Source organism: Pseudomonas sp. F2, assembly GCF_057174385.1.
On record NZ_CM169904.1, the window covers coordinates 4,851,425 to 4,870,622 of the forward strand.

The window sequence follows — 19,198 nt, forward strand, 5'->3', positions numbered from 1 at the left end:
TGCGTTGAGAGGGCTCAGCTGCGTGGCACTGGCCGCCCGGGTGCAGCGGGTGGCAGTTCGCCGATTTGCAGCCAGGTCAGAGCGATGGGCCATAGTGTGGCTTGGTATGCGCTACGAAAAAAGGCGAAATGTCCGACTTGCTGTTCGCCGATGTCCTGCGGCTCGATACGCAAGTGGGTTTTGGGCGCATGGCTGAAGTAGTCGAGCAGGCGTTCGATGGCAGGGATCGTACCGTACGGGTCGTCGCTGATGCTGATCGCCAAGGTCTTTGCGCGGACATTGGCGAAGGGCAGGCGGCCGGTTGTTTTCAGCAGTCGACGGCCGCTCGGACGCTGCTCGTAGCGCGCGGCAGGCGTGCTCCAGTCGCGTACGACGCCTGCTGGCGTGTCTTCCAGCCAGCCAAGGCGCTTGCCCGGGAAATAGCCACAGAGGCGCGTCAGAAGCGGCATCAGCACATGCCATTTGCCGAACATGCGCCAGCGCTGCTCCGGCGCATAGTCAGGCCAGTAAGCGAACTGTGCACCGACCGTCACCAGCCGACGAATGACCTGCCCGGACTCACCCAGTCCCGCCGCGCAACCGCCGAAACTGTGGCCAACCACATCGATTGGCTGGCCGGGGAGCTCTCGTTGCGCGCGCTTGAGCATCGCCTCGAAATCCAGCGCGCCCCAGTCGGTCCATGAAGCCTCAAGGCCTCTCAGGGTTGCCGGACGCGATTCGCCGATGCCTCGGTAGTCGTAGGTGATCACGTCGAAGCCGTTGGCGAACAGGTAATCGGCGAAGCGCGAGTAATGTCGGCAGCGTACCGAGGTGGCGGCGTTGATGATGACTACCGGGCGTTGCGCATCGGGCAGGGCGTGACGCCAGGTGAAGCCGCCGAGCATAAAGCCATCGGCGGCAGCTTCTTTGAAAGGTTCGCTCACGGTTGCTGTGTCGGGCCTAAACGCGGGACTGCGTGAATTCATATGGACTTGGCCTTGGCGAAGACGGATCGAGAATGAGCTTCAACGCCGGGCTGCGCAATCACTCGGAACGCAGTGCGTTCCGGATTGAGGGTTGGCGACTCTGTAAATTCGAGCCGCAGTGCGTCTCGAATTAGTCCCTTTCGCACCCTGGCCAAGTGCCAATCATTCTAAAACACGTGCTTCCCTGGCCGGATCAAATAAGGAGTAACGGTTGGGCTCTACAAGAGCCCGGGAGTCGTCATCATGAAACGCGTTCTTTCATTCCTGCTGCCCATCGCGGCGGTGGCGGCATTGGCTTTTCCGGCGATGTTGCAGGCGGCCAATCTCGACCTGATCGACAGTGCCGGTGTGCAAGTCCAGCAACAACAGCAAAACGGCATCAACTACCTGTCCGGCGGGATCGGCCTGGACGAGTCAAAAGCCATTCAACAATCCACTGGTTACAACCTGCACATGACGTTCGCGGTGGGCGCGCAAGACCAGTACACCGCTGATGTCGATGTGGTGATTCAAAAGTCGCCGGGGCAGACCGTACTGACCCTCAGCCAAACGGGTCCGCTGGTCTACGTGCAATTGCCACCCGGTAAGTACACGGTAGTCGCCACGCGCAATGGCGAAACGCGGCGTGACGTGACAGACGTTGGCAGCGGTACTGCGCGCAATCTGGTGTTCCATTGGAATGACGCTGGATAACGTTGGGTGTAATTGAGCGTCGAGGCGCGGGTAAAATCCCGCGCCTTCCTTTACCCCCGCCTGCGCTTGGCCTTCTGCTTGTCACCGGGCTCGCGCGCCATTCGGTGAATCCACAATCCGATCCAGCCGACGGCTATCAGGAACAGAGTGCCGACGCACTGCGACACGATCTCGAACCAGAACATCCGGGGTTGCTGCGCGAGGGTGTAGGTATGGCGTGGACCGGAGCGGTTCCAGGTGGTGATGGAACCGCTGATCAAGCTATGGACGATCAGATAAGTCGACGCGGCGATGAGGAAGGCGATCAGTATGCCGACCAGTATCATCAGCCAGAATGCAATCCGGCTCTGGCGATAGGGTGGCGGATGGGGCAGGGGCACGCGGGTTCTTTTCTGGTTCATCGAGCGGATGACCCTCTTCCATAAGGTGCGGCCAAAGTAGCGCGGATCGCCTTTGTTCGAAACCCGTCGCGCATTTGCGCAGCCCAGGAAAAAGGCTGGAATGAGCCAGCATCAAATCGCAGGCATAAAAAAACCCTGAATCTTGCGATTCAGGGTTTTCGGTATTTGGTGCCCAGAGACGGAATCGAACCGCCGACACGGGGATTTTCAATCCCCTGCTCTACCGACTGAGCTATCTGGGCAACGGGGCGCATTAAAAGGGTTTTTCGGATTTACGTCAACGACTTTTTTAAAATTTCTTAAATTAATTCCGTCGCTTACGATTCGCCCCCGGATTTTGCGGGTTTATTCAGCAGGCGGAACGTAGCCTTCGGCCTTGGCGTAATCCTCGCCGGAGAAGTACTTGTCCATTTCGCCCTGAAGGTATTTGCGGTCTTCGGCGTTCATCATGTTCAGACGCTTTTCGTTGATCAGCAGGGTCTGGTGTTTCTGCCAGTCAGCCCAGGCCTTGGCCGAGACGTGGTCAAGAATGTCCTGACCTTTGGCGCCCGGGAAGGGAGCGCGTTCCAGCGCGGGCAATTCTTCTTTGTACTTGCGGCACATGATGGTGCGGGTCATGACGACTCTCCTGCGTTCAATACGGCGGCCGCGCGCTCGAGCAAGGTTTTGACCGGGGCAGCAAGGCCCAGGCGCGGCGGGGTGGCGAGGTTATACCAGAGCCAGTCGGCCTCGGCCACGTGATGGGTGGCCTCCTGTACCTGAACCAGCCAGGGTTCGATGGACAGCTGGAAATGACTGAAGGTGTGAACGAGGCTTGGCAGCGCCTGCTGTTCGCCCATGGACAGCGAGTGCTGATCGGCCAGATGTTGCAGGTCGTCGAGATCGTCGAGTTCCGGCAGGCTCCACAAACCGCCCCACAGACCGCTGGAGGGACGGCGATAAAGCAGAATCGCGCCGTCGCCATTGGCGAGCATCGGCATCAGCGTACGTTTTTGCGGTATCGCTTTGCGCGGTTTGGGGATCGGGTAGCGCGTTTCCAGGCCGAGCATGTGCGCCTCGCAGCCCTTTTCCAGCGGACACAGCAGGCAGCTGGGTTTGCTGCGGGTGCACAGCGTGGCGCCGAGATCCATCATCGCCTGGGTGTAGGCGTTGACTCGATCATGTGGCGTGAAACGCTCTGCGTTGGCCCACAGCTGTCTGGCAACCTTCGGTTCACCCGGGTAACCCTCTTGCGCAGTAAAACGCGCCAGAACGCGTTTGACGTTGCCATCGAGGATCGGCGCGCGCAGGCCCATGCTGATGCTGGCGATGGCGCCGGCGGTGGACAGGCCGATGCCCGGCAGATCTGTCAGCTTTTCGACGTCCCGCGGAAATTCGCCGCCGTACTGGCTGACGACGATCTTTGCGGTCTTCTGCAAATTGCGCGCGCGGGTGTAGTAACCCAGCCCCGTCCACAGATGCAGCACTTCGTCCTCCGGCGCTTCGGCCAATGCTTGTACCGTCGGCAGCGCGGTCATGAAGCGGTCGAAGTAATTGAGCACGGTGCTGACCTGGGTCTGCTGCAACATGATCTCCGAGACCCACACCCGATACGGGTTGATGTCCTGCTGCCAAGGCAAATCGTGGCGGCCGTGGCGGTCGAACCATTCCAGCACCGCGGTGGAAAACTGCTCCGCTCTCATCGCTTGAACAGCCCCTTCAATGCGTTTTTCAATTCCGGGCTGACCTTGTCGCCAAGTTTCTCATCGATCTTCTCGCTGAGTTTGTCTCCGGCCATTTTGGTCGCGACCTGGCCGAGGCGTTCGTTATCCACGCGGCAGGCCTTGGCGCCCAGCTCCAGCGGACCACGGCAGCGCAGCGGCCACTCGATGCCGACGAATTTCTCGCCGACCTGACAGGCCGGATCCGGCATGGCGCTGGTATCGCCTTCGACGATGATGCCGACGCGGTAATCCATGCCCAGCACGCGCAGGTCGATGTCGCCGTCGCCGTTCACGGTCATGCCGGGGATGCGCACCTTGAGGTCCGGGTTGCTCGCCACGCCGTTGCGCAAGGTCAGGTTGCCCTTGAGTTCCTGGAACGGTGTGTCCTTGCCCCGTGGCTCGCCGCTGAGGGTTTTGCGGTTAAGCGTGGCGATGCCTTTGCACAGTTGCTGTTCAAGGTTGGCGTTGAGCAGCACGCCGTTGTTGATCACGAAACTGGCGTTGCCGTTGAGGGTTTCGATCAGCGCCTGCTGGCTGTTGCCGCTGCCGGTGAGACTGCTGGTCAGTGTGACCAGACCTTTGACTGGCGGGTTCTTGCCCTGGCTTTCGAGGATTTTCTCCACCGGCACGCGGTTGATCCGGGTTTGCAGATTCAACACTGGCGCGCTCGGGCGCACATCGAGGGTGCCCTTGGCTTCGAAGTCGCCGTTGTACAGCCCGCCGCGCAGGTTTTCCAGGGTCAGCAGGCCGCCCTGGCCGGTGGCTTTGAGCGCGGCGTTCTGGATCGGCAGTTTGTCGAGGGTCAGTTGGCCGAAGCTCAGATCGGCATCAACGTCGAGTTTGGCCAGGCGCTCGACCGGCAACAGGCGCTCAGTGCTCCAGGCGCTTTTACTCGGCTTGTCCGGCAGCGGTGTGCTGCCGGCGCCGGCCATGGCATCGGCTTCGGTGCTGGCGACTTCGGCCTGACGCACTTGCGTGGCGTTTTTGGCTTTTTCCGATTTCGGCGGCAGGTAACGGTCGACGTCGAACGTGTCAGCCTTGAGGATCGCCCGCAGCGACTGCTTGGCGAAGTCCTCAACGGCAATGCGTCCGCTGAAGCTGCTGTCGTCGAGTTTCAGGTTGATGTTGTCGAAGGCCACGCTGGTGGGCGTCGCGGCCACGCGGCTGACCAGCTCGACCTTGCTCAGGCTGCCGGGCGCCATCGCTGGCAGTGTCTGGCCGATGCTGTCGACGAACTTGGCCAGATCGAACTGGGCGATCGAGATACCGCCAGTGATCTGCGGAGTCTTGTCGAGGTCGTTGGCTTTCAGCTCACCCAAGGCGCGCAACTGGTTGGCAGATATCTTGATCCCGGTCCATTCGGCGACGTTCGCTGCCTTGTCCAGCAAGATCTGCCCTTGGGCGGAGAAGGTCATGGCCTTGCCCTGCAGCGGGTCGCCAGTCAGTTCGCCGGACAACTTCATGTCTTCGAACTTGTAGCGTTGCAATGCACGCTCGATGCGCAGCTCGCCATTGAGTTCGGTACGCACGCGCAGCACCGGCTGATTGGTGCTGAGGAACGCCGTGGCTTTCAGCGGAATGTTGGTCGAGTCGTGTACCGCACCGGTGCTCAGCTGGATGCTTTCGGCGCTGTACTGTTTGCCGGTCTGCTCGTCGTTGTATTCAACCCGGGCGTTGTTGACGGTCAGGCTGTCGATGTCGAGGCGGATCGGCTGCGGCGGTTTTTCCGGCTGGGCGGAGGCCTCTGCGACAGGCGGGCTGGCGGGCGCAGGGCTGCCGGCAGGCACGGCAGGAGGCGGCAGCTTGCCGATGTCTTCCCAGTTGCCGTGGCCGGACTTGTCGCGTTTGAGGCGCAGGTTCAGGCCTTCGACACGCACGTCGCTCATCTGCACTTCGCGGCGCAGCAATGGCAGCACGCGCACGGACAGGCCAAGCATTTGCAGATCGGCATACGGCTCGGTCGGATTGATCAGGGTGGCGATGCTGGCTTCATGCAGTTCCAGGCCAAGCCACGGAAACAGGCTCCAGCCGATATCGCCATTGAGCGTCAGCTCGATGTGGGCCTTGTCGCGGGCTATCTGGCGAATCTCGTCTTTGTAGTCGTTGGGATCAAACAGGTGGGTCAGGGCGAAGCCCGCCGCCACAATGATCAGCAACAGCCCGAGAAGTACCAGACCCAGGATTTTGCCGAACGCTTTCATGGGCGAGTCCTTGTAGTTAGTCGAATTCGTAATTTAGCCGGGGAGTATAGCGCTGGATCCGCCCGGTTCGGGGCGCAGTCATGTCGCGAGGACGTCCAGCGGCACTTGCAATTTGATGGCCAGCGCCTGGATTTCAAGACGCCCGGCCGGTGCCCGCAGGCGCAGTTGTGCACCCGCTTGCGACGCCATTTTCTGCGCTTGGTTCACCAGACGCTCGGCCACCCCACGGCGCCGGGTGACTTTTCGTACACACAAATGTGACAAATACCAAACCCGGTCGTGCCTTGTCAGGCGAGCTGCGCCCAGCAGGCGATCATTGAAACGTCCTGCAATCAAAGAGCTGTCAGCCAGGCTGTTTTCGATCAGTTGAGCGTCCCCGGAATACGGTGCGAACAGCCATTGCGGGGCGTCCCGATAGATTTTCTGCAGATCCTGTTGATCCTGGTAACTGGCATCGTGCAGCGCTTGGACAACGATCGGCATGGCTTTTTCCTGTGGGGGACGAGATCAGATGACATGAAAAAGGTGATATCAGTTTGGTTTTTCTGTCACGTGCAAATGGTAACCTTCGCCGGTTCGTCCGTCCTTCTGCGACTTAACGTCGCGCCTTCAAGGAGCTTCACCCGAAAAAACGGTCATGCCTGCGTGCATAAAGGCCGAGGGTGAGCAGTGGCTGGCGAACCATACTAATAATTGGGGGATACACAATGAGCACGAGCATCACGGCGGACGGCCTTCGCGCCGACCAGCCTGCGTTCCTGTCCAAGGAACGCATTATCGCCAAGCCCGGTTTCAACCGTTGGCTGGTTCCACCGGCCGCTTTGGCCATTCACCTGTGCATCGGCATGGCCTACGGTTTCTCGGTGTTCTGGTTGCCGCTGTCCAAGGCGCTGGGCGTCACCGCTCCGGTGGCTTGCGCACCGGACATGAGCTTCATCGCTCAGGTCTTCTCTTCGCAATGCGACTGGCCGATCTCCATGCTCGGCTGGATCTACACCCTGTTCTTTATCTTCCTCGGCTGCTCGGCCGCGATCTGGGGGGGCTGGCTGGAACACGCCGGGCCACGCAAGGCCGGTGTGGTTTCGGCGCTGTGCTGGTGCGGCGGTCTGCTGATCTCGGCACTGGGGATTTATACCCACCAGATCTGGCTGATGTGGATCGGCTCCGGCGTGATCGGCGGTATCGGTCTGGGCCTGGGCTATATCTCGCCGGTCTCGACCCTGATCAAGTGGTTCCCGGACAAGCGCGGCATGGCGACCGGCATGGCGATCATGGGCTTCGGCGGCGGCGCGATGGTCGGTGCACCGTTGGCGACTGCGCTGATGAGCCACTTCGCTTCGCCTGCCGGTGTCGGCGTCTGGCAGAGCTTCGTGGCCATGGCCGCGATCTACTTCGTGTTCATGATCGGTGGCGCATTGGCCTACCGCGTGCCGCCAACCGGGTGGAAGCCTGAAGGCTGGACCGCTCCGGCGAAAAAAGCCTCGAACTCGATGATCACTCACCGTCACGTCCACGTGAATGTAGCGTGGAAAACCCCGCAGTTCCGTCTGGTGTGGCTGGTGCTGTGCCTGAACGTGTCGGCCGGTATCGGCATCCTCGGCATGGCCTCGCCACTGCTGCAGGAGGTGTTCGGCGGCAAGCTGCTGGGCGTTGACGTGCCGTTTGGTCAACTGGACGCCGGGCAACTGGCTTCGATCGCCGCGATTGCTGCCGGCTTCACAGGTCTGCTGAGCCTGTTCAACATCGGTGGCCGCTTCTTCTGGGCCTCGTTCTCGGACTACCTGGGTCGCAAAAACACTTACTTCGTGTTCTTCGCCCTCGGTTTTGCCCTGTACGCGCTGATCCCGAACATGGGCCATCTGGGCAACGTAGCGCTGTTCGTGGCGGCGTTCTGCATCATCCTGTCGATGTACGGCGGTGGTTTTGCGACCGTTCCGGCGTATCTGGCCGACCTGTTCGGCACACAAATGGTCGGTGCGATCCATGGTCGCCTGCTGACCGCCTGGGCTGCGGCCGGCGTGCTCGGTCCGGTGCTGGTGAACTACCTGCGTGAGTATCAGTTGAGCATCGGCGTTGAACGCGCGGCCGCTTACGACATCACCCTGTACATCCTCGCCGGCCTGCTGGTGCTGGGTTTCCTGTGCAACCTGATGGTGCGTCCGGTGGCCGACAAGTACTTCATGACCGACGCCGAACTGGCCGCCGAACAGGCGCTGGGCCACGACAAAGGGGCTGATGCGAGCACCGTGCTGGAGTGGAAAGCCGCACCGGGCAGCAAGCCGCTGGCAATCGCCGCGTGGCTGGTGGTGGGCATTCCGTTGGCGTGGGGTGTGTGGGTGACCCTGCAGAAGACGGCGGTACTGTTTCACTAAGTAATGGGTAAAACGCAGTACCCCTGTGGGAGCGAGCCTGCTCGCGAAGACGGACGGTCAGTTGCCATGAGTGTTGGCTGACTCACCGCATTCGCGAGCAGGCTCGCTCCCACATTTGTTTTCGGGGTGGCTGTAATGGCTTGTATGGACATGTCTACCCGCGACAGCCGGGCCTTCTGTCCGTCAGGCATATCACGTCGCGTGTTTCTGTTTCGGCCCCGCGTGCCTATAATGGCTGCCTTTTTCGCCCAATGATTTTGCGGAGCTGGTGATGGCCGAACGTAAGGCGTCTGTCGAGCGCGACACTCTGGAAACCCAGATCAAAGCCTCGATCAACCTTGATGGCACCGGAAAGGCCCGATTCGATATCGGTGTTCCTTTTCTTGAGCACATGCTGGATCAGATCGCCCGTCACGGGTTGATCGACCTGGATATTGAATGCAAGGGCGATCTGCATATCGACGACCACCATACCGTGGAAGACGTCGGTATCACCCTCGGCCAGGCCTTCGCCAAAGCCATCGGCGACAAGAAAGGCATCCGTCGCTACGGTCACGCCTACGTGCCGCTCGATGAAGCGCTGTCGCGCGTGGTGATCGACTTCTCCGGTCGCCCGGGCCTGCAGATGCACGTGCCGTACACCCGCGCCACCGTGGGCGGCTTCGACGTCGACCTGTTCCAGGAATTCTTCCAGGGCTTCGTCAACCACGCGCTGGTCAGCCTGCACATCGACAACCTGCGTGGCACCAATACCCACCACCAGATCGAAACCGTGTTCAAGGCATTCGGCCGCGCGCTGCGCATGGCCGTCGAGCTGGATGAGCGCATGGCCGGGCAAATGCCATCGACCAAAGGCGTTCTGTAATGCAGACGGTTGCAGTTATCGACTACGGCATGGGCAACCTGCACTCGGTGGCCAAGGCCCTCGAGCACGTGGGCGCCGGCAAGGTGCTGATCACCAGCGATGCGGACGTGATCCGTGAAGCCGACCGCGTGGTATTCCCGGGCGTTGGCGCGATTCGCGACTGCATGGCGGAGATCCGTCGCCTCGGTTTCGACGCGCTGGTGCGTGAAGTCAGCCAGGATCGTCCGTTCCTCGGCATCTGTGTCGGCATGCAAGCCCTGCTCGACAGCAGCGAAGAGAACGACGGCGTCGACTGCATCGGCCTGTTCCCGGGCGCGGTTAAGTTCTTCGGCAAAGACCTGCATGAAGACGGCGAGCATCTGAAAGTCCCGCACATGGGCTGGAACGAGGTGCAGCAGAAGGTCAGCCACCCGCTGTGGCACGACATTCCGGACATGGCGCGTTTCTACTTCGTGCACAGCTACTACATCGCCGCCGCCAACGCGCGGCAGGTAGTCGGTAGCGGTCATTACGGGATCGATTTCGCTGCCGCGCTGGCCGATGGCTCGCGTTTCGCTGTGCAGTTCCACCCGGAGAAGAGCCATACCCATGGCCTGCAATTGCTGCAGAACTTCGCCGCGTGGGACGGTCGCTGGTAAATGGCTGCCAGGAAATCCAAGCCGCCGATCCTGACCCTCACTCCCGAACAGGAGAGCGAGGCCAATCGCAAGATTCAGCGGTTCATGGAGGATCGGTTCGAACTCGACCTGGGTTCGTTCGAAGCGGCGGAAATTCTTGAGCTGTTTACCCGCGAAATTGCTCCGCACTATTACAACAGGGCGATTTTCGATGTGCAGACCCACCTCAAAGAGCGGTTTGAAAGCATCGAAAGCGACCTGTGGGCGCTCGAGAAAAACTGATTTCCGAGCCAAGCTGAACATTCAAATTTGAAGGTTTGCCAGATGCTGATTATTCCCGCTATCGATCTTAAAGACGGTGCCTGCGTACGTCTGCGCCAGGGCCGCATGGAAGATTCCACAGTGTTCTCCGAGGACCCGGTGAGCATGGCTGCCAAGTGGGTGGAGGGCGGTTGCCGTCGTCTGCATCTGGTCGATCTGAACGGCGCGTTCGAAGGTCAGCCGGTCAACGGCGAAGTGGTGACCGCGATTGCCAAACGCTACCCGAACCTGCCGATCCAGATCGGCGGCGGCATTCGCTCGCTGGAAACCATCGAGCACTACGTCAAGGCGGGCGTGAGCTATGTGATCATCGGCACCAAAGCGGTGAAGGATCCGGCGTTCGTCGCTGAAGCCTGCCGTGCGTTCCCGGGCAAGATCATCGTCGGTCTGGATGCCAAGGACGGCTTCGTCGCCACCGATGGCTGGGCTGAAATCAGCACCGTGCAGGTCATCGATCTGGCCAGGCAGTTCGAAGCCGACGGCGTATCGTCGATCGTTTATACCGACATCGCCAAAGACGGCATGATGCAGGGCTGCAACGTACCGTTCACCGCTGCGCTGGCTGCTGCGACGAAGATCCCGGTGATTGCCTCCGGCGGTATCCACAATCTGGGTGACATCAAGTCGCTGCTCGACGCCAAGGCGCCGGGCATCATTGGCGCAATCACTGGCCGGGCGATCTACGAAGGCACCCTCGACGTCGCCGAAGCGCAAGCTTTCTGCGATTCGTACCAAGGCTGAGGACTGACCATGGCGCTGGCCAAACGCATCATCCCTTGCCTGGACGTGGACAACGGCCGGGTCGTCAAAGGTGTGAAGTTCGAGAACATCCGCGATGCCGGCGATCCGGTGGAAATCGCCCGTCGTTATGACGAGCAGGGTGCTGACGAGATTACCTTTCTTGACATCACCGCCAGCGTCGATGGCCGCGACACCACGCTGCATACCGTCGAGCGCATGGCCAGCCAGGTGTTCATTCCGCTGACCGTGGGCGGCGGCGTGCGCACCGTGCAGGACATCCGCAACCTGCTCAACGCCGGTGCGGACAAGGTCTCGATCAATACCGCAGCGGTGTTCAACCCGGAATTCGTCGGTGAAGCGGCGCAGCATTTCGGCTCGCAATGCATCGTCGTCGCTATCGACGCGAAGAAGGTCTCCGGCCCGGGTGAAACCCCGCGTTGGGAAATCTTCACCCACGGCGGGCGCAAACCGACCGGTCTCGATGCAGTCGAGTGGGCGAAGAAGATGGAAGGCCTCGGTGCCGGTGAGATCCTGCTGACCAGCATGGATCAGGACGGCATGAAAAACGGCTTCGACCTCGGCGTGACTCGCGCGATCAGCGATGCGCTGGGCATTCCGGTGATCGCTTCCGGCGGTGTCGGCAACCTGCAGCATCTGGCCGACGGCATCCTCGAAGGCCACGCCAGCGCGGTGCTGGCGGCGAGTATTTTCCACTTCGGCGAATACACCGTGCAGGAAGCGAAAGCGTATATGGCCAAACGCGGCATTGTGATGCGCTAAACCGTACAGGCCAGTGGACAGCATGGCGTACCCAAGGCACTCTTGGGCACGCCATGGATTCCGGTAGCCCGACATGATCAAACGCCTGCTTCTTGTTCTCGCCAGTGCTTCTGTGTTGTTGCTCAACACGGCGCGGGCCGAAAACAGTCCCGACACCGATCTGGTGCTCCTCACCGAAAACTTTCCGCCCTACAACATGGCGAAAGACGGCAAGAATTTCGCCAAGGGCGAGAACATCAACGGCATTGCCGCCGACATCGTGCGTGAAATGTTCAAGCGTGCCGGGCTCACCTACAGCCTGACGCTGCGCTTTCCGTGGGAGCGGGTCTACAAACTGGCACTGGAAAATCCCGGTTACGGTGCTTTCGTGATGGCGCGCCTGCCGGATCGCGAAAACCTGTTCAAGTGGGTCGGTCCGATCGGTCCGGACGACTGGATCATGTTGGCCCGGGCCGACAGCAAGATCACCCTCGAAACCCTCAGCGATGCGCGCAAATACAAGATCGGTGCCTACAAGGGCGACGCAATTGCCGAGACCCTGGCCAAGCAAGGCTTGAAGCCGGTGGTCGTCCTGCGCGATCAGGACAACGCAAAGAAACTGGTCAACGGCCAGATCGACCTGTGGGCCACCGGTGATCCTGCCGGGCGTTACCTGGCGCGGCAGGACGGGGTCACCGGTCTCAAGACCGTATTGCGCTTCAACAGCGCCGAGTTGTACCTGGCGCTGAACAAGGACGTGTCGGATGCAACGGTCGCCAGGCTGCAGGCGGCGCTGGATCAGATGCGCAAGGACGGTGTGGTCGACGAAATCATGGGGCGCTATCTGTAGCTGTCGGCAACGCTTTGTCCGCGGCTTCATGGATGCATTCGTGCGACGGATACTGCAGCAGTTCCAGGCTCTCGAACTGGGTGTAACCAAGGTTGATCCCCGCTTGCGAGCCATCTGCACGAAGCAGCTCGTAGAAGCTTTCCTGCTGATAAGCCGCGACAAATTTGCCTTTGTCGGCCATGGCGAGGACGTGGCTGATGAACGGTGTCAGCCAGCCGCTGGTTGAGGTTTCGCAGTGCGTGAACTGGCGGTCGAGTCTCGCCGAGAATGGCAGTGACGGATGGACGTCGCCCTTTGTTGCCCAGGCGCTCACAAAACTGATGGCGGTAACCTGGGTGAACAGGCGCAGCACCTTCGGATTCTGCAGCCGTTGCGCAGTCCACTTGAATGCCCGCGCCTTGTCGCCCGTATTGTGTCCGCTCCCGACCAGATAATACTGGTCGGTTCTTTCCAGGCGATAGAAGGGCGTGCTGCGTAATTGTTCGAGCGGTGACAGGTCATCCTTGACCACGAACCACGGAAGTTCCACCACTTGAGCGAGGGAGGCCGCTCCGTTGGTTTGCGGAGCGTCCGCTGCGCGGAGCGCCGGCAACACTGGCGATGATTTGATCAGCGGCGCGATCTGCATCCGCAAGGCAAAGACACTGACCTCGGCCTGTGGTCGGTTGAAGCTGTCTGCCGCAACGAAGGTGCCGGGTGCGAAGTGAATGTCTCCCGGCGGTGCGCTGGGCGGCGTGACGCTCCAGGCGCTGAAACTTTGCCGTGCACCGCTGCCCTTGTCGCTCCAGAGCATATTGCCGACCGTTGAAGCGATCACCAGATCGGCCCGGACGCAGCGCACGCTACTGAGCAGTGGCTTGTCGTCGCCGCTGGAGCAAACCTGGCCCAAGGCAACGTAGCCGGCCGGGGGCAGCGGTCGCCAGACCGTGCAGTTGGTTTTGGCGCCCGAGCCGGTATCCTTCCAGACTTGTTCAAAGTCGAGGGGCGCGCTGAGGGCTCTGGCTTTTGTCGGGTCGGTCTCGCGCTCGCTGACAACGGCCACGATGTGTTTTGCGTTGATGTTGTCGTGGCTGCCCACCACGACATCGCCTAACGGAAAGTAACCCGGCAGCATCTCGGGAGAGGGGGTCGGGCGCCAAAAGCTCCCGGGTGCCGCTTTCGATCCGCTGCTGTCCCAGATGCGCTGGAAATCAGTCGTGAAGTTGATCAGCAGATTGTCCAGCGTGATCGGTTTTGCCTGTTGCGGGACGCCTGCGTCCTTGTCTTCGGTGTTCATAATCAGCCCTGATAGTGAAAGACGACTCGGGAAGAGTCGTCACGGTTGCAGGGCTCACTATCCGGCCGTTAGCGGGCCGTTTGGCGGTAATTATGTATAGCGGGCGAGGCTGTTCAACGGTAGACGCCGTCCTTGCCATGGGCGGCGGTGGCGCGATTGCTGCGCACGCTGATCATCTGCTTGATGTCGATCCACTCGATGCCTTGTGCCTTGAGCTTCGGCAATTCACGTTCCAGTACGGCCAGGGTCTGCGGATACGGGTGACCGATCATCACCGCCGAACCCTGCTTGCGCGCCAGACTGATGGCGGTCTGCAGTTGGGTGAAGATGGCGGCTTCGGTGCGCTCGTCATCAAGGAACACATCCCGCGAAACACTCGCCAGATCGATCTTCTGTGCCTGTTGCGCCGCCACGGTCTGCGCACTGGTGCGGCTGTCGACGAAGAACTTGTGCCGGCGCTGCAACTCACCCATCAGCCACGCCATCGCCAGCGGCTGAGCGGTCATGCGACTGCCCATGTGGTTGTTGATGCCAGCGGTGTAGGGGACCATTTTGAAGGCGGCGTCGAGACGCTTTTGCAGTTCCTCGAGCGGCAGTTCGGGATGCCAGGCGTAAGGGCCGGTGGCCGGGTCCATCGGCATGTGCAGAATCACGATCTTGCCGGCGCGATGGGCTTCGCGGGCGAATTCGGTAGCGTGCGGGGTGTCGGGCATGATCGCTGTGGTCACCGGGCCGGGCAGGGCCAGCACGCGGCGATCCCGGGGCAGGTTCTGCCCCAGGTCGTCGATGATCAGCGTCAGGTAGGCTTTTTGCGAGGTGGTCCTGGCGAGTTCTGCGTGAGCAGCACCCGCCAGACAGCACAGCAGGACGAAGAAGAAACGCAACGACATCCTCAACGGCCAGACGTGATGCTCAGCCCTTTGAGCAGGCTCAGCGCCTGGGCCAACTGGTAATCGTCATCCTGCGGCATGGCCTTGGCCTTCGCACCGGAACCGGTCGGCTTGTCCGCGCCGCCGTTGCCGTTGCCCAGGTGACCTTGCAGGTCGGCTTCCTTGAAGTAGTCGCCGTCGGCTTCGTTGGTGATCTTGGCCTTGCGCACTTCGATGTCCGGGACGATGCCCTGGGCCTGGATCGAGCGGCCGTTCGGCGTGAAGTACAGTGCCGTGGTGATCTTCAATGCGCGGTCGTTGTTCAGCGGCAGCACGGTCTGCACCGAGCCTTTGCCGAAACTGGTGGTGCCCATGACCACGGCGCGTTTCTGGTCCTGCAGGGCGCCGGCGACAATTTCCGAAGCCGAGGCGCTGCCACCGTTGATCAGCACGACCATTGGTACCGCTTCGCTTTCGTCCTTGCCCGTGGCGGAGAAGCGCAGTTCGGAGTTGGCGATCCGGCCTTTGGTGTAGACGATCAGGCCTTTCTTGATGAAATGGTCGACCACTTCCACGGCGGCCTGCAGCACCCCGCCCGGGTTGTTGCGCAGGTCGAGGATGATGCCGTTGAGCTTCTTGCCGTTATCCTTGCGCAGCTTGGCCAGGGCCTTGGAGACCTCTTCGCCGGTCTTGACCTGGAACTGGGTGATGCGGATGTAGCCGTAGCCCGACTCCAGCAGCTGCGCCTTGACGCTCTTCACTTGAATCACGGCGCGGGCCAGCGTCACGTCGAACGGCGTACCGCCATCGCGCACCAGAGTCAGGGTGATTTTCTGGCCGATCTTGCCGCGCATCTTGTCCACGGCTTCGGTCATGGTCTGGCCACGGGTCGGCTGGCCGTTGATCTTGACGATGAAGTCCCCGGCCTGAATGCCGGCCTTCGACGCCGGGGTGTCGTCGATCGGCGAGACGACCTTGATGAAACCGTCTTCGGAGCCGACTTCGATGCCCAGGCCGCCGAATTCGCCGCTGGTGCTTTCCTGCAGTTCGGTGAAGTCTTCAGGGCCGAGATAGGCGGAGTGCGGATCGAGGTTGCTGAGCATGCCCTTGATCGCGTTTTCCAAAAGGGTCTTGTCGTCCACCGGCTCGACATAGGCGGCCTTGATCCGGTCCATCACCTCGGCAAAGGTGCGCAACTCTTCCAGCGGCAACGGTGCCTTGGCGGTCGCGGCAGTGCCTGCCGGTGCGACGGCCGGGGCCGGTTGAGCGGCGAACGCCAGAGGCGCGCCGATCACCAGGGCGATCGTCAGGGCCAGCGAGGTAAGGCGGGACAAATGCAGCATGTCGAACGAACTCCTGAATTAGGCGACGCGCTTATCCTTGCGCGTGACACCATTGCGCCGGATCACTCGGGTGACCCTGCTGACGAATTGCGAAATACAGCGCTGGTGTGTCCTGACCGCCACTGTTACCCACAGTGGAGATCGACTCACCGGCTTTTACCACGTCACCGGCCGACTTGAGCAGCGTCTGGTTGTGACCGTAAAGACTCAGATAACCATTGCCGTGATCGAGGATCACCAGCAGCCCGGCCCCGCGCAACCAGTCGGCGAACACCACGCGTCCGCCGTGCACGGCATGCACCTGGCTGCCGGCGGCGGCGCTGATCATCACGCCATCCCACTTGGTGCGGGCATCGTCGCCACGGCTTTCGCCGAAGCGTGCCAGCAATCGACCATCAACCGGCCACGGAAGTTTTCCCCGGGTTGCAGCAAAAGGGCCACCGAAGGTCTCGCCGCTGCTGGATACCAGCGCGCCTGGCGTTGACTTGACTGGTTTTCGTGGGGCGTCGCTGGTGTCAGCCTGCGCCTCACGCAAACGCTTTTTTTCCGCTTCCTGCTGGGCGATCAGCGCTTTCTGCCGCGCTTCTTCTGCCTCACGGGCCTGACGGGCCAGGGTTTCTTCAATGGTTTTAAGGACTTTAGACAGGTCTGCCTGATCTTGCTCGCGGGCGGCCAGTTTCTGGTCGCGGGCTTTCACGTCATCGTTGAGCTTGGCGAGGACTTGCTGGCGCTCCTTGCGGACTTTTTCCAGTTCGTCGCGCTGGCTGTCGAGGCTGCTTTTCTGCACCAGCAATTGCGCCTGCTGCGTGGCGATGTCTTTTTCGACATTGGCCAGTTGGCGCAGGGTTTCGTTGAAGTTCTTCAACTGCTCCAGGCGGGCCTGGCTCAGGTAATCGTAATAGGTGAGGGTGCGGGCGAATTTCTCGGGATTCTGCTGGTTGAGCAGCAGCTTGAGGTATTCCTGACGGCCGTTCTGATAGGCCGCGCGGGCCTGGATGGCGATCAGTCGCTGCTGTTCAGTGCGCGCGCTCTGGAGTTTTTTTTTCTCCGCATCGAGTCGCTGCAGCTCGGATTCGCTCTTCTTCAGCTCTTTCTGCAGGGCATCGACCTGTTTCTCGAGCTTGCCCATCTCGGTTTCAGTGCCCTTGAGCTCTTTCTGCACACCGGATTTTTCTTCCTGCAGCTTGCCCAGCAGCTTTTTCAGCTCGGCAATGTCCTGACGCGTGGCATCCAACTGCTGTTGGGTTTGCGCGCGCTCGTCAGCGAAGGCCGGTTGGAGCAGGCAGGTCAGAGCGAGGGCGATCAGGACGCGGAGCATAGAGGCGGGCGGCACCAGGGTAATGGACGGCCTAGTATGCCCGCCCGGGGCTGCAAAAAAAACGCCCAATTGGGCTTGTGTGATAACTGGAGCGGCGCAGAGGCCCATTTCCATTTCGAAAACCCCATAAACCACTGTGGGAGCTGGCTTGCCAGCGATGGCGTCTGCACATTCAACATAGCTGTTGGCTGTCAGTTTGCTATCGCTGGCAAGCCAGCTCCCACAGGGTTTGGCGGTGTTTGATCTGGCGAATTACACCAGAATCGAGGTACCCGTCATCTCCGCCGGTTTTTCCAGGCCCAGCAGCATCAGCATGGTCGGAGCCACGTCCGCCAGTACGCCGCCTTCACGGACCTTGAGGTCACGCTTGCCGACATAAATGAACGGCACAGGCTCGGTGGTGTGCGCGGTGTGCGCCTGGTGGGTTTCTTCATCGGCCATTTTTTCGACGTTGCCGTGGTCAGCGGTGATCAGCGCTTCGCCGCCGACTTTTTCCAGCGCCTCGACGATGCGCCCGACGCAGGTGTCCAGGCATTCCACGGCTTTCACCGCAGCGTCGAACACGCCGCTGTGGCCGACCATGTCGCCATTGGCGTAGTTGACCACGATCACGTCGTAACGCTGGTGTTCGATCGCATCGACGATACGGTCAGTCACTTCCGGCGCACTCATTTCCGGCTGCAGGTCGTAGGTGGCGACTTTCGGCGACGGGATCAGAATGCGCTCTTCACCCGGGAACGGTTCTTCACGGCCACCGGAAAAGAAGAAAGTGACGTGTGCGTATTTTTCGGTTTCGGCGATGCGCAGCTGGGTCTTGCCGTTTTTTGCCAGGTAGTCGCCAAGTACATTTTCCAGGCTGCCCGGAGCGAAGGCGGCCGGGGCCGGGATGCTGGCCGCGTATTGGGTCAAGCCGACGTACTGCACTTTTGGCTGGCGCGCGCGCTCGAATTCCTTGAAATCGTCTTCGACGAACACGCGGCTCAGCTCGCGGGCGCGGTCGGCGCGGAAGTTCATGAACACCACGGCGTCGCCGTCTTCAACCTTGACCGGCTCGCCGATGGTGGTGGCTTTGACGAATTCGTCGCTTTCGCCACGGGCGTAGGCAGCGTCGAGGCCTTCCTGAGCAGTGGCGGCGTTGAATTCGGCGTTGCCGTCGACGATCAGGTTGTAGGCCTGTGATACACGGTCCCAACGGTTGTCACGGTCCATCGCGTAGTAGCGACCGATGAGGCTGGCGATGCGCCCCTTGCCGAGCGCCTGGAACGTCGCATCGAGCAGTTCGATCGACGAAGCGGCGCTCTTTGGCGGCGTGTCGCGGCCATCAAGAAAGGCGTGCAGGTAGATTTTTTCGGCGCCGCGCTTGAATGCCAGTTCGGCCATGGCGATCAAGTGATCCTGGTGGCTGTGCACGCCGCCATCGGACAGCAGGCCCATGAAATGCACGGCTTTGCCGGCGGCCACGGCTTTATCCACAGCGGCGCAGATGGTCGGGTTCTCGAAAAACTCGCCGTCGCGGATCGCTTTGGTCACTCGCGTGAAGTCCTGATACACCACGCGCCCGGCGCCGAGGTTCATGTGGCCGACTTCGGAGTTGCCCATCTGGCCGTCCGGCAGACCGACGTCCATGCCGCTGCCCGAGATCAGGCCGTTCGGCACCGTGGCCCACAGACGGTCGAGCACAGGCTTCTTCGCCGCATACACGGCATTGGATTCGTGGCTGTCACTGTGACCGAAGCCGTCGAGAATCATCAGGACCAAAGGTTTAGGCGTGGTAGTCATGGAATCCACTCGTGGCTAATAAAGAAGAGGGCGATGGAAAAGGGAGTGGCAGTTTAAAGCGAAGTTCCTGCGGCGTCACCGCCGGACGGGGTTTGGCCCACCATAGTGGCTGTGTATACTGGCCG

The 19,198-nt window shown here is 61.0% G+C and carries 19 protein-coding genes and 1 tRNA gene; 8 read left to right on the forward strand and 12 right to left on the reverse strand.

The genetic code is table 11. The features are described from left to right. Positions 1-14: 14 nt before the first annotated feature. Entirely contained in the window at positions 15-965 is a 951-nt protein-coding gene (locus tag AC193Q_RS21885; RefSeq protein WP_315437981.1) for an alpha/beta hydrolase family protein, read from the reverse strand. Between the two features lie 243 nt (positions 966-1,208). On the opposite strand from AC193Q_RS21885, the gene AC193Q_RS21890 reads away from it, so the two are divergent. Continuing rightward, positions 1,209-1,658: a hypothetical protein gene (locus AC193Q_RS21890; protein WP_047290845.1), complete on the forward strand. Its 450-nt coding sequence runs from the start codon at positions 1,209-1,211 to the stop codon at positions 1,656-1,658. A gap of 50 nt (positions 1,659-1,708) precedes the next feature. Here AC193Q_RS21890 and AC193Q_RS21895 read toward each other — a convergent pair whose 3' ends face one another. The 6 genes from AC193Q_RS21895 to AC193Q_RS21920 all read right to left on the reverse strand — a co-directional run bounded on the left by AC193Q_RS21895 (position 1,709) and on the right by AC193Q_RS21920 (position 6,446). Beyond that, positions 1,709-2,059 carry a hypothetical protein gene (locus tag AC193Q_RS21895; RefSeq protein WP_047290846.1) on the reverse strand — a complete coding sequence of 117 codons (351 nt, stop codon included), beginning with the start codon at positions 2,057-2,059 and terminating at the stop codon, positions 1,709-1,711. A 166-nt stretch (positions 2,060-2,225) separates the two neighbouring features. Then, a tRNA-Phe gene (locus tag AC193Q_RS21900) sits at positions 2,226-2,301 on the reverse strand. Between the two features lie 103 nt (positions 2,302-2,404). Beyond that, the gene (locus AC193Q_RS21905) at positions 2,405-2,677 is read right to left on the reverse strand and encodes an oxidative damage protection protein (RefSeq protein WP_033043799.1); all 273 of its coding nucleotides are present in this window, start codon (positions 2,675-2,677) and stop codon (positions 2,405-2,407) included. After that, entirely contained in the window at positions 2,674-3,741 is a 1,068-nt protein-coding gene (mutY, locus tag AC193Q_RS21910; RefSeq protein WP_047290847.1) for an A/G-specific adenine glycosylase, read from the reverse strand. The genes AC193Q_RS21905 and mutY overlap by 4 nt, the downstream gene beginning before the upstream one ends. Next, positions 3,738-5,963: an AsmA family protein gene (locus AC193Q_RS21915; protein WP_121183229.1), complete on the reverse strand. Its 2,226-nt coding sequence runs from the start codon at positions 5,961-5,963 to the stop codon at positions 3,738-3,740. The genes mutY and AC193Q_RS21915 overlap by 4 nt, the downstream gene beginning before the upstream one ends. A gap of 78 nt (positions 5,964-6,041) precedes the next feature. Next, positions 6,042-6,446 (reverse strand): acetyl-CoA sensor PanZ family protein, encoded by a 405-nt coding sequence (locus AC193Q_RS21920; RefSeq protein WP_483878776.1) that lies wholly within the window; start codon positions 6,444-6,446, stop codon positions 6,042-6,044. A gap of 224 nt (positions 6,447-6,670) precedes the next feature. Between AC193Q_RS21920 and AC193Q_RS21925 the strand changes: the two genes are divergently transcribed. The 7 genes from AC193Q_RS21925 to AC193Q_RS21955 all read left to right on the forward strand — a co-directional run bounded on the left by AC193Q_RS21925 (position 6,671) and on the right by AC193Q_RS21955 (position 12,488). Then, positions 6,671-8,335 carry an MFS transporter gene (locus AC193Q_RS21925; protein ID WP_476285553.1) on the forward strand — a complete coding sequence of 555 codons (1,665 nt, stop codon included), beginning with the start codon at positions 6,671-6,673 and terminating at the stop codon, positions 8,333-8,335. Between the two features lie 271 nt (positions 8,336-8,606). Further along, on the forward strand, positions 8,607-9,200 hold the full coding sequence (hisB, locus tag AC193Q_RS21930) for an imidazoleglycerol-phosphate dehydratase HisB (protein WP_007909204.1): 594 nt from the start codon (positions 8,607-8,609) through the stop codon (positions 9,198-9,200). Further along, positions 9,200-9,838 carry an imidazole glycerol phosphate synthase subunit HisH gene (gene hisH / locus AC193Q_RS21935; protein WP_047290850.1) on the forward strand — a complete coding sequence of 213 codons (639 nt, stop codon included), beginning with the start codon at positions 9,200-9,202 and terminating at the stop codon, positions 9,836-9,838. Before hisB ends, hisH begins: the two co-directional genes overlap by 1 nt. Next, positions 9,839-10,099, forward strand: a complete 261-nt coding sequence (locus AC193Q_RS21940; protein ID WP_041071393.1) for a DUF2164 domain-containing protein — start codon at positions 9,839-9,841, stop codon at positions 10,097-10,099. A 42-nt stretch (positions 10,100-10,141) separates the two neighbouring features. Then, positions 10,142-10,879: a 1-(5-phosphoribosyl)-5-[(5-phosphoribosylamino)methylideneamino]imidazole-4-carboxamide isomerase gene (gene hisA / locus AC193Q_RS21945; RefSeq protein WP_027611256.1), complete on the forward strand. Its 738-nt coding sequence runs from the start codon at positions 10,142-10,144 to the stop codon at positions 10,877-10,879. Between the two features lie 9 nt (positions 10,880-10,888). Beyond that, a complete protein-coding gene (hisF, locus tag AC193Q_RS21950) occupies positions 10,889-11,659 on the forward strand; it encodes an imidazole glycerol phosphate synthase subunit HisF (protein WP_007909211.1) in 771 nt (256 codons plus the stop codon). Between the two features lie 73 nt (positions 11,660-11,732). Continuing rightward, positions 11,733-12,488, forward strand: coding sequence for a substrate-binding periplasmic protein (locus tag AC193Q_RS21955; protein WP_047290851.1), 756 nt, complete (start codon positions 11,733-11,735; stop codon positions 12,486-12,488). On the opposite strand, the gene AC193Q_RS21960 is transcribed toward AC193Q_RS21955, so the two are convergent. From AC193Q_RS21960 to gpmI, 5 genes are all read right to left on the reverse strand, one after another. Next, on the reverse strand, positions 12,469-13,764 hold the full coding sequence (locus AC193Q_RS21960) for a Vps62-related protein (RefSeq protein WP_483878777.1): 1,296 nt from the start codon (positions 13,762-13,764) through the stop codon (positions 12,469-12,471). The genes AC193Q_RS21955 and AC193Q_RS21960 overlap by 20 nt on opposite strands. Positions 13,765-13,877: 113 nt before the next feature. After that, positions 13,878-14,654 (reverse strand): divergent polysaccharide deacetylase family protein, encoded by a 777-nt coding sequence (locus AC193Q_RS21965; protein WP_483878778.1) that lies wholly within the window; start codon positions 14,652-14,654, stop codon positions 13,878-13,880. A gap of 2 nt (positions 14,655-14,656) precedes the next feature. Then, positions 14,657-15,976 (reverse strand): S41 family peptidase, encoded by a 1,320-nt coding sequence (locus tag AC193Q_RS21970; protein WP_041071409.1) that lies wholly within the window; start codon positions 15,974-15,976, stop codon positions 14,657-14,659. 31 nt (positions 15,977-16,007) lie between these two features. Beyond that, positions 16,008-17,294 carry a murein hydrolase activator EnvC family protein gene (locus tag AC193Q_RS21975; protein WP_041071412.1) on the reverse strand — a complete coding sequence of 429 codons (1,287 nt, stop codon included), beginning with the start codon at positions 17,292-17,294 and terminating at the stop codon, positions 16,008-16,010. A gap of 252 nt (positions 17,295-17,546) precedes the next feature. After that, positions 17,547-19,073, reverse strand: coding sequence for a 2,3-bisphosphoglycerate-independent phosphoglycerate mutase (gene gpmI / locus AC193Q_RS21980; RefSeq protein ID WP_095667777.1), 1,527 nt, complete (start codon positions 19,071-19,073; stop codon positions 17,547-17,549). Positions 19,074-19,198: the final 125 nt, after the last annotated feature.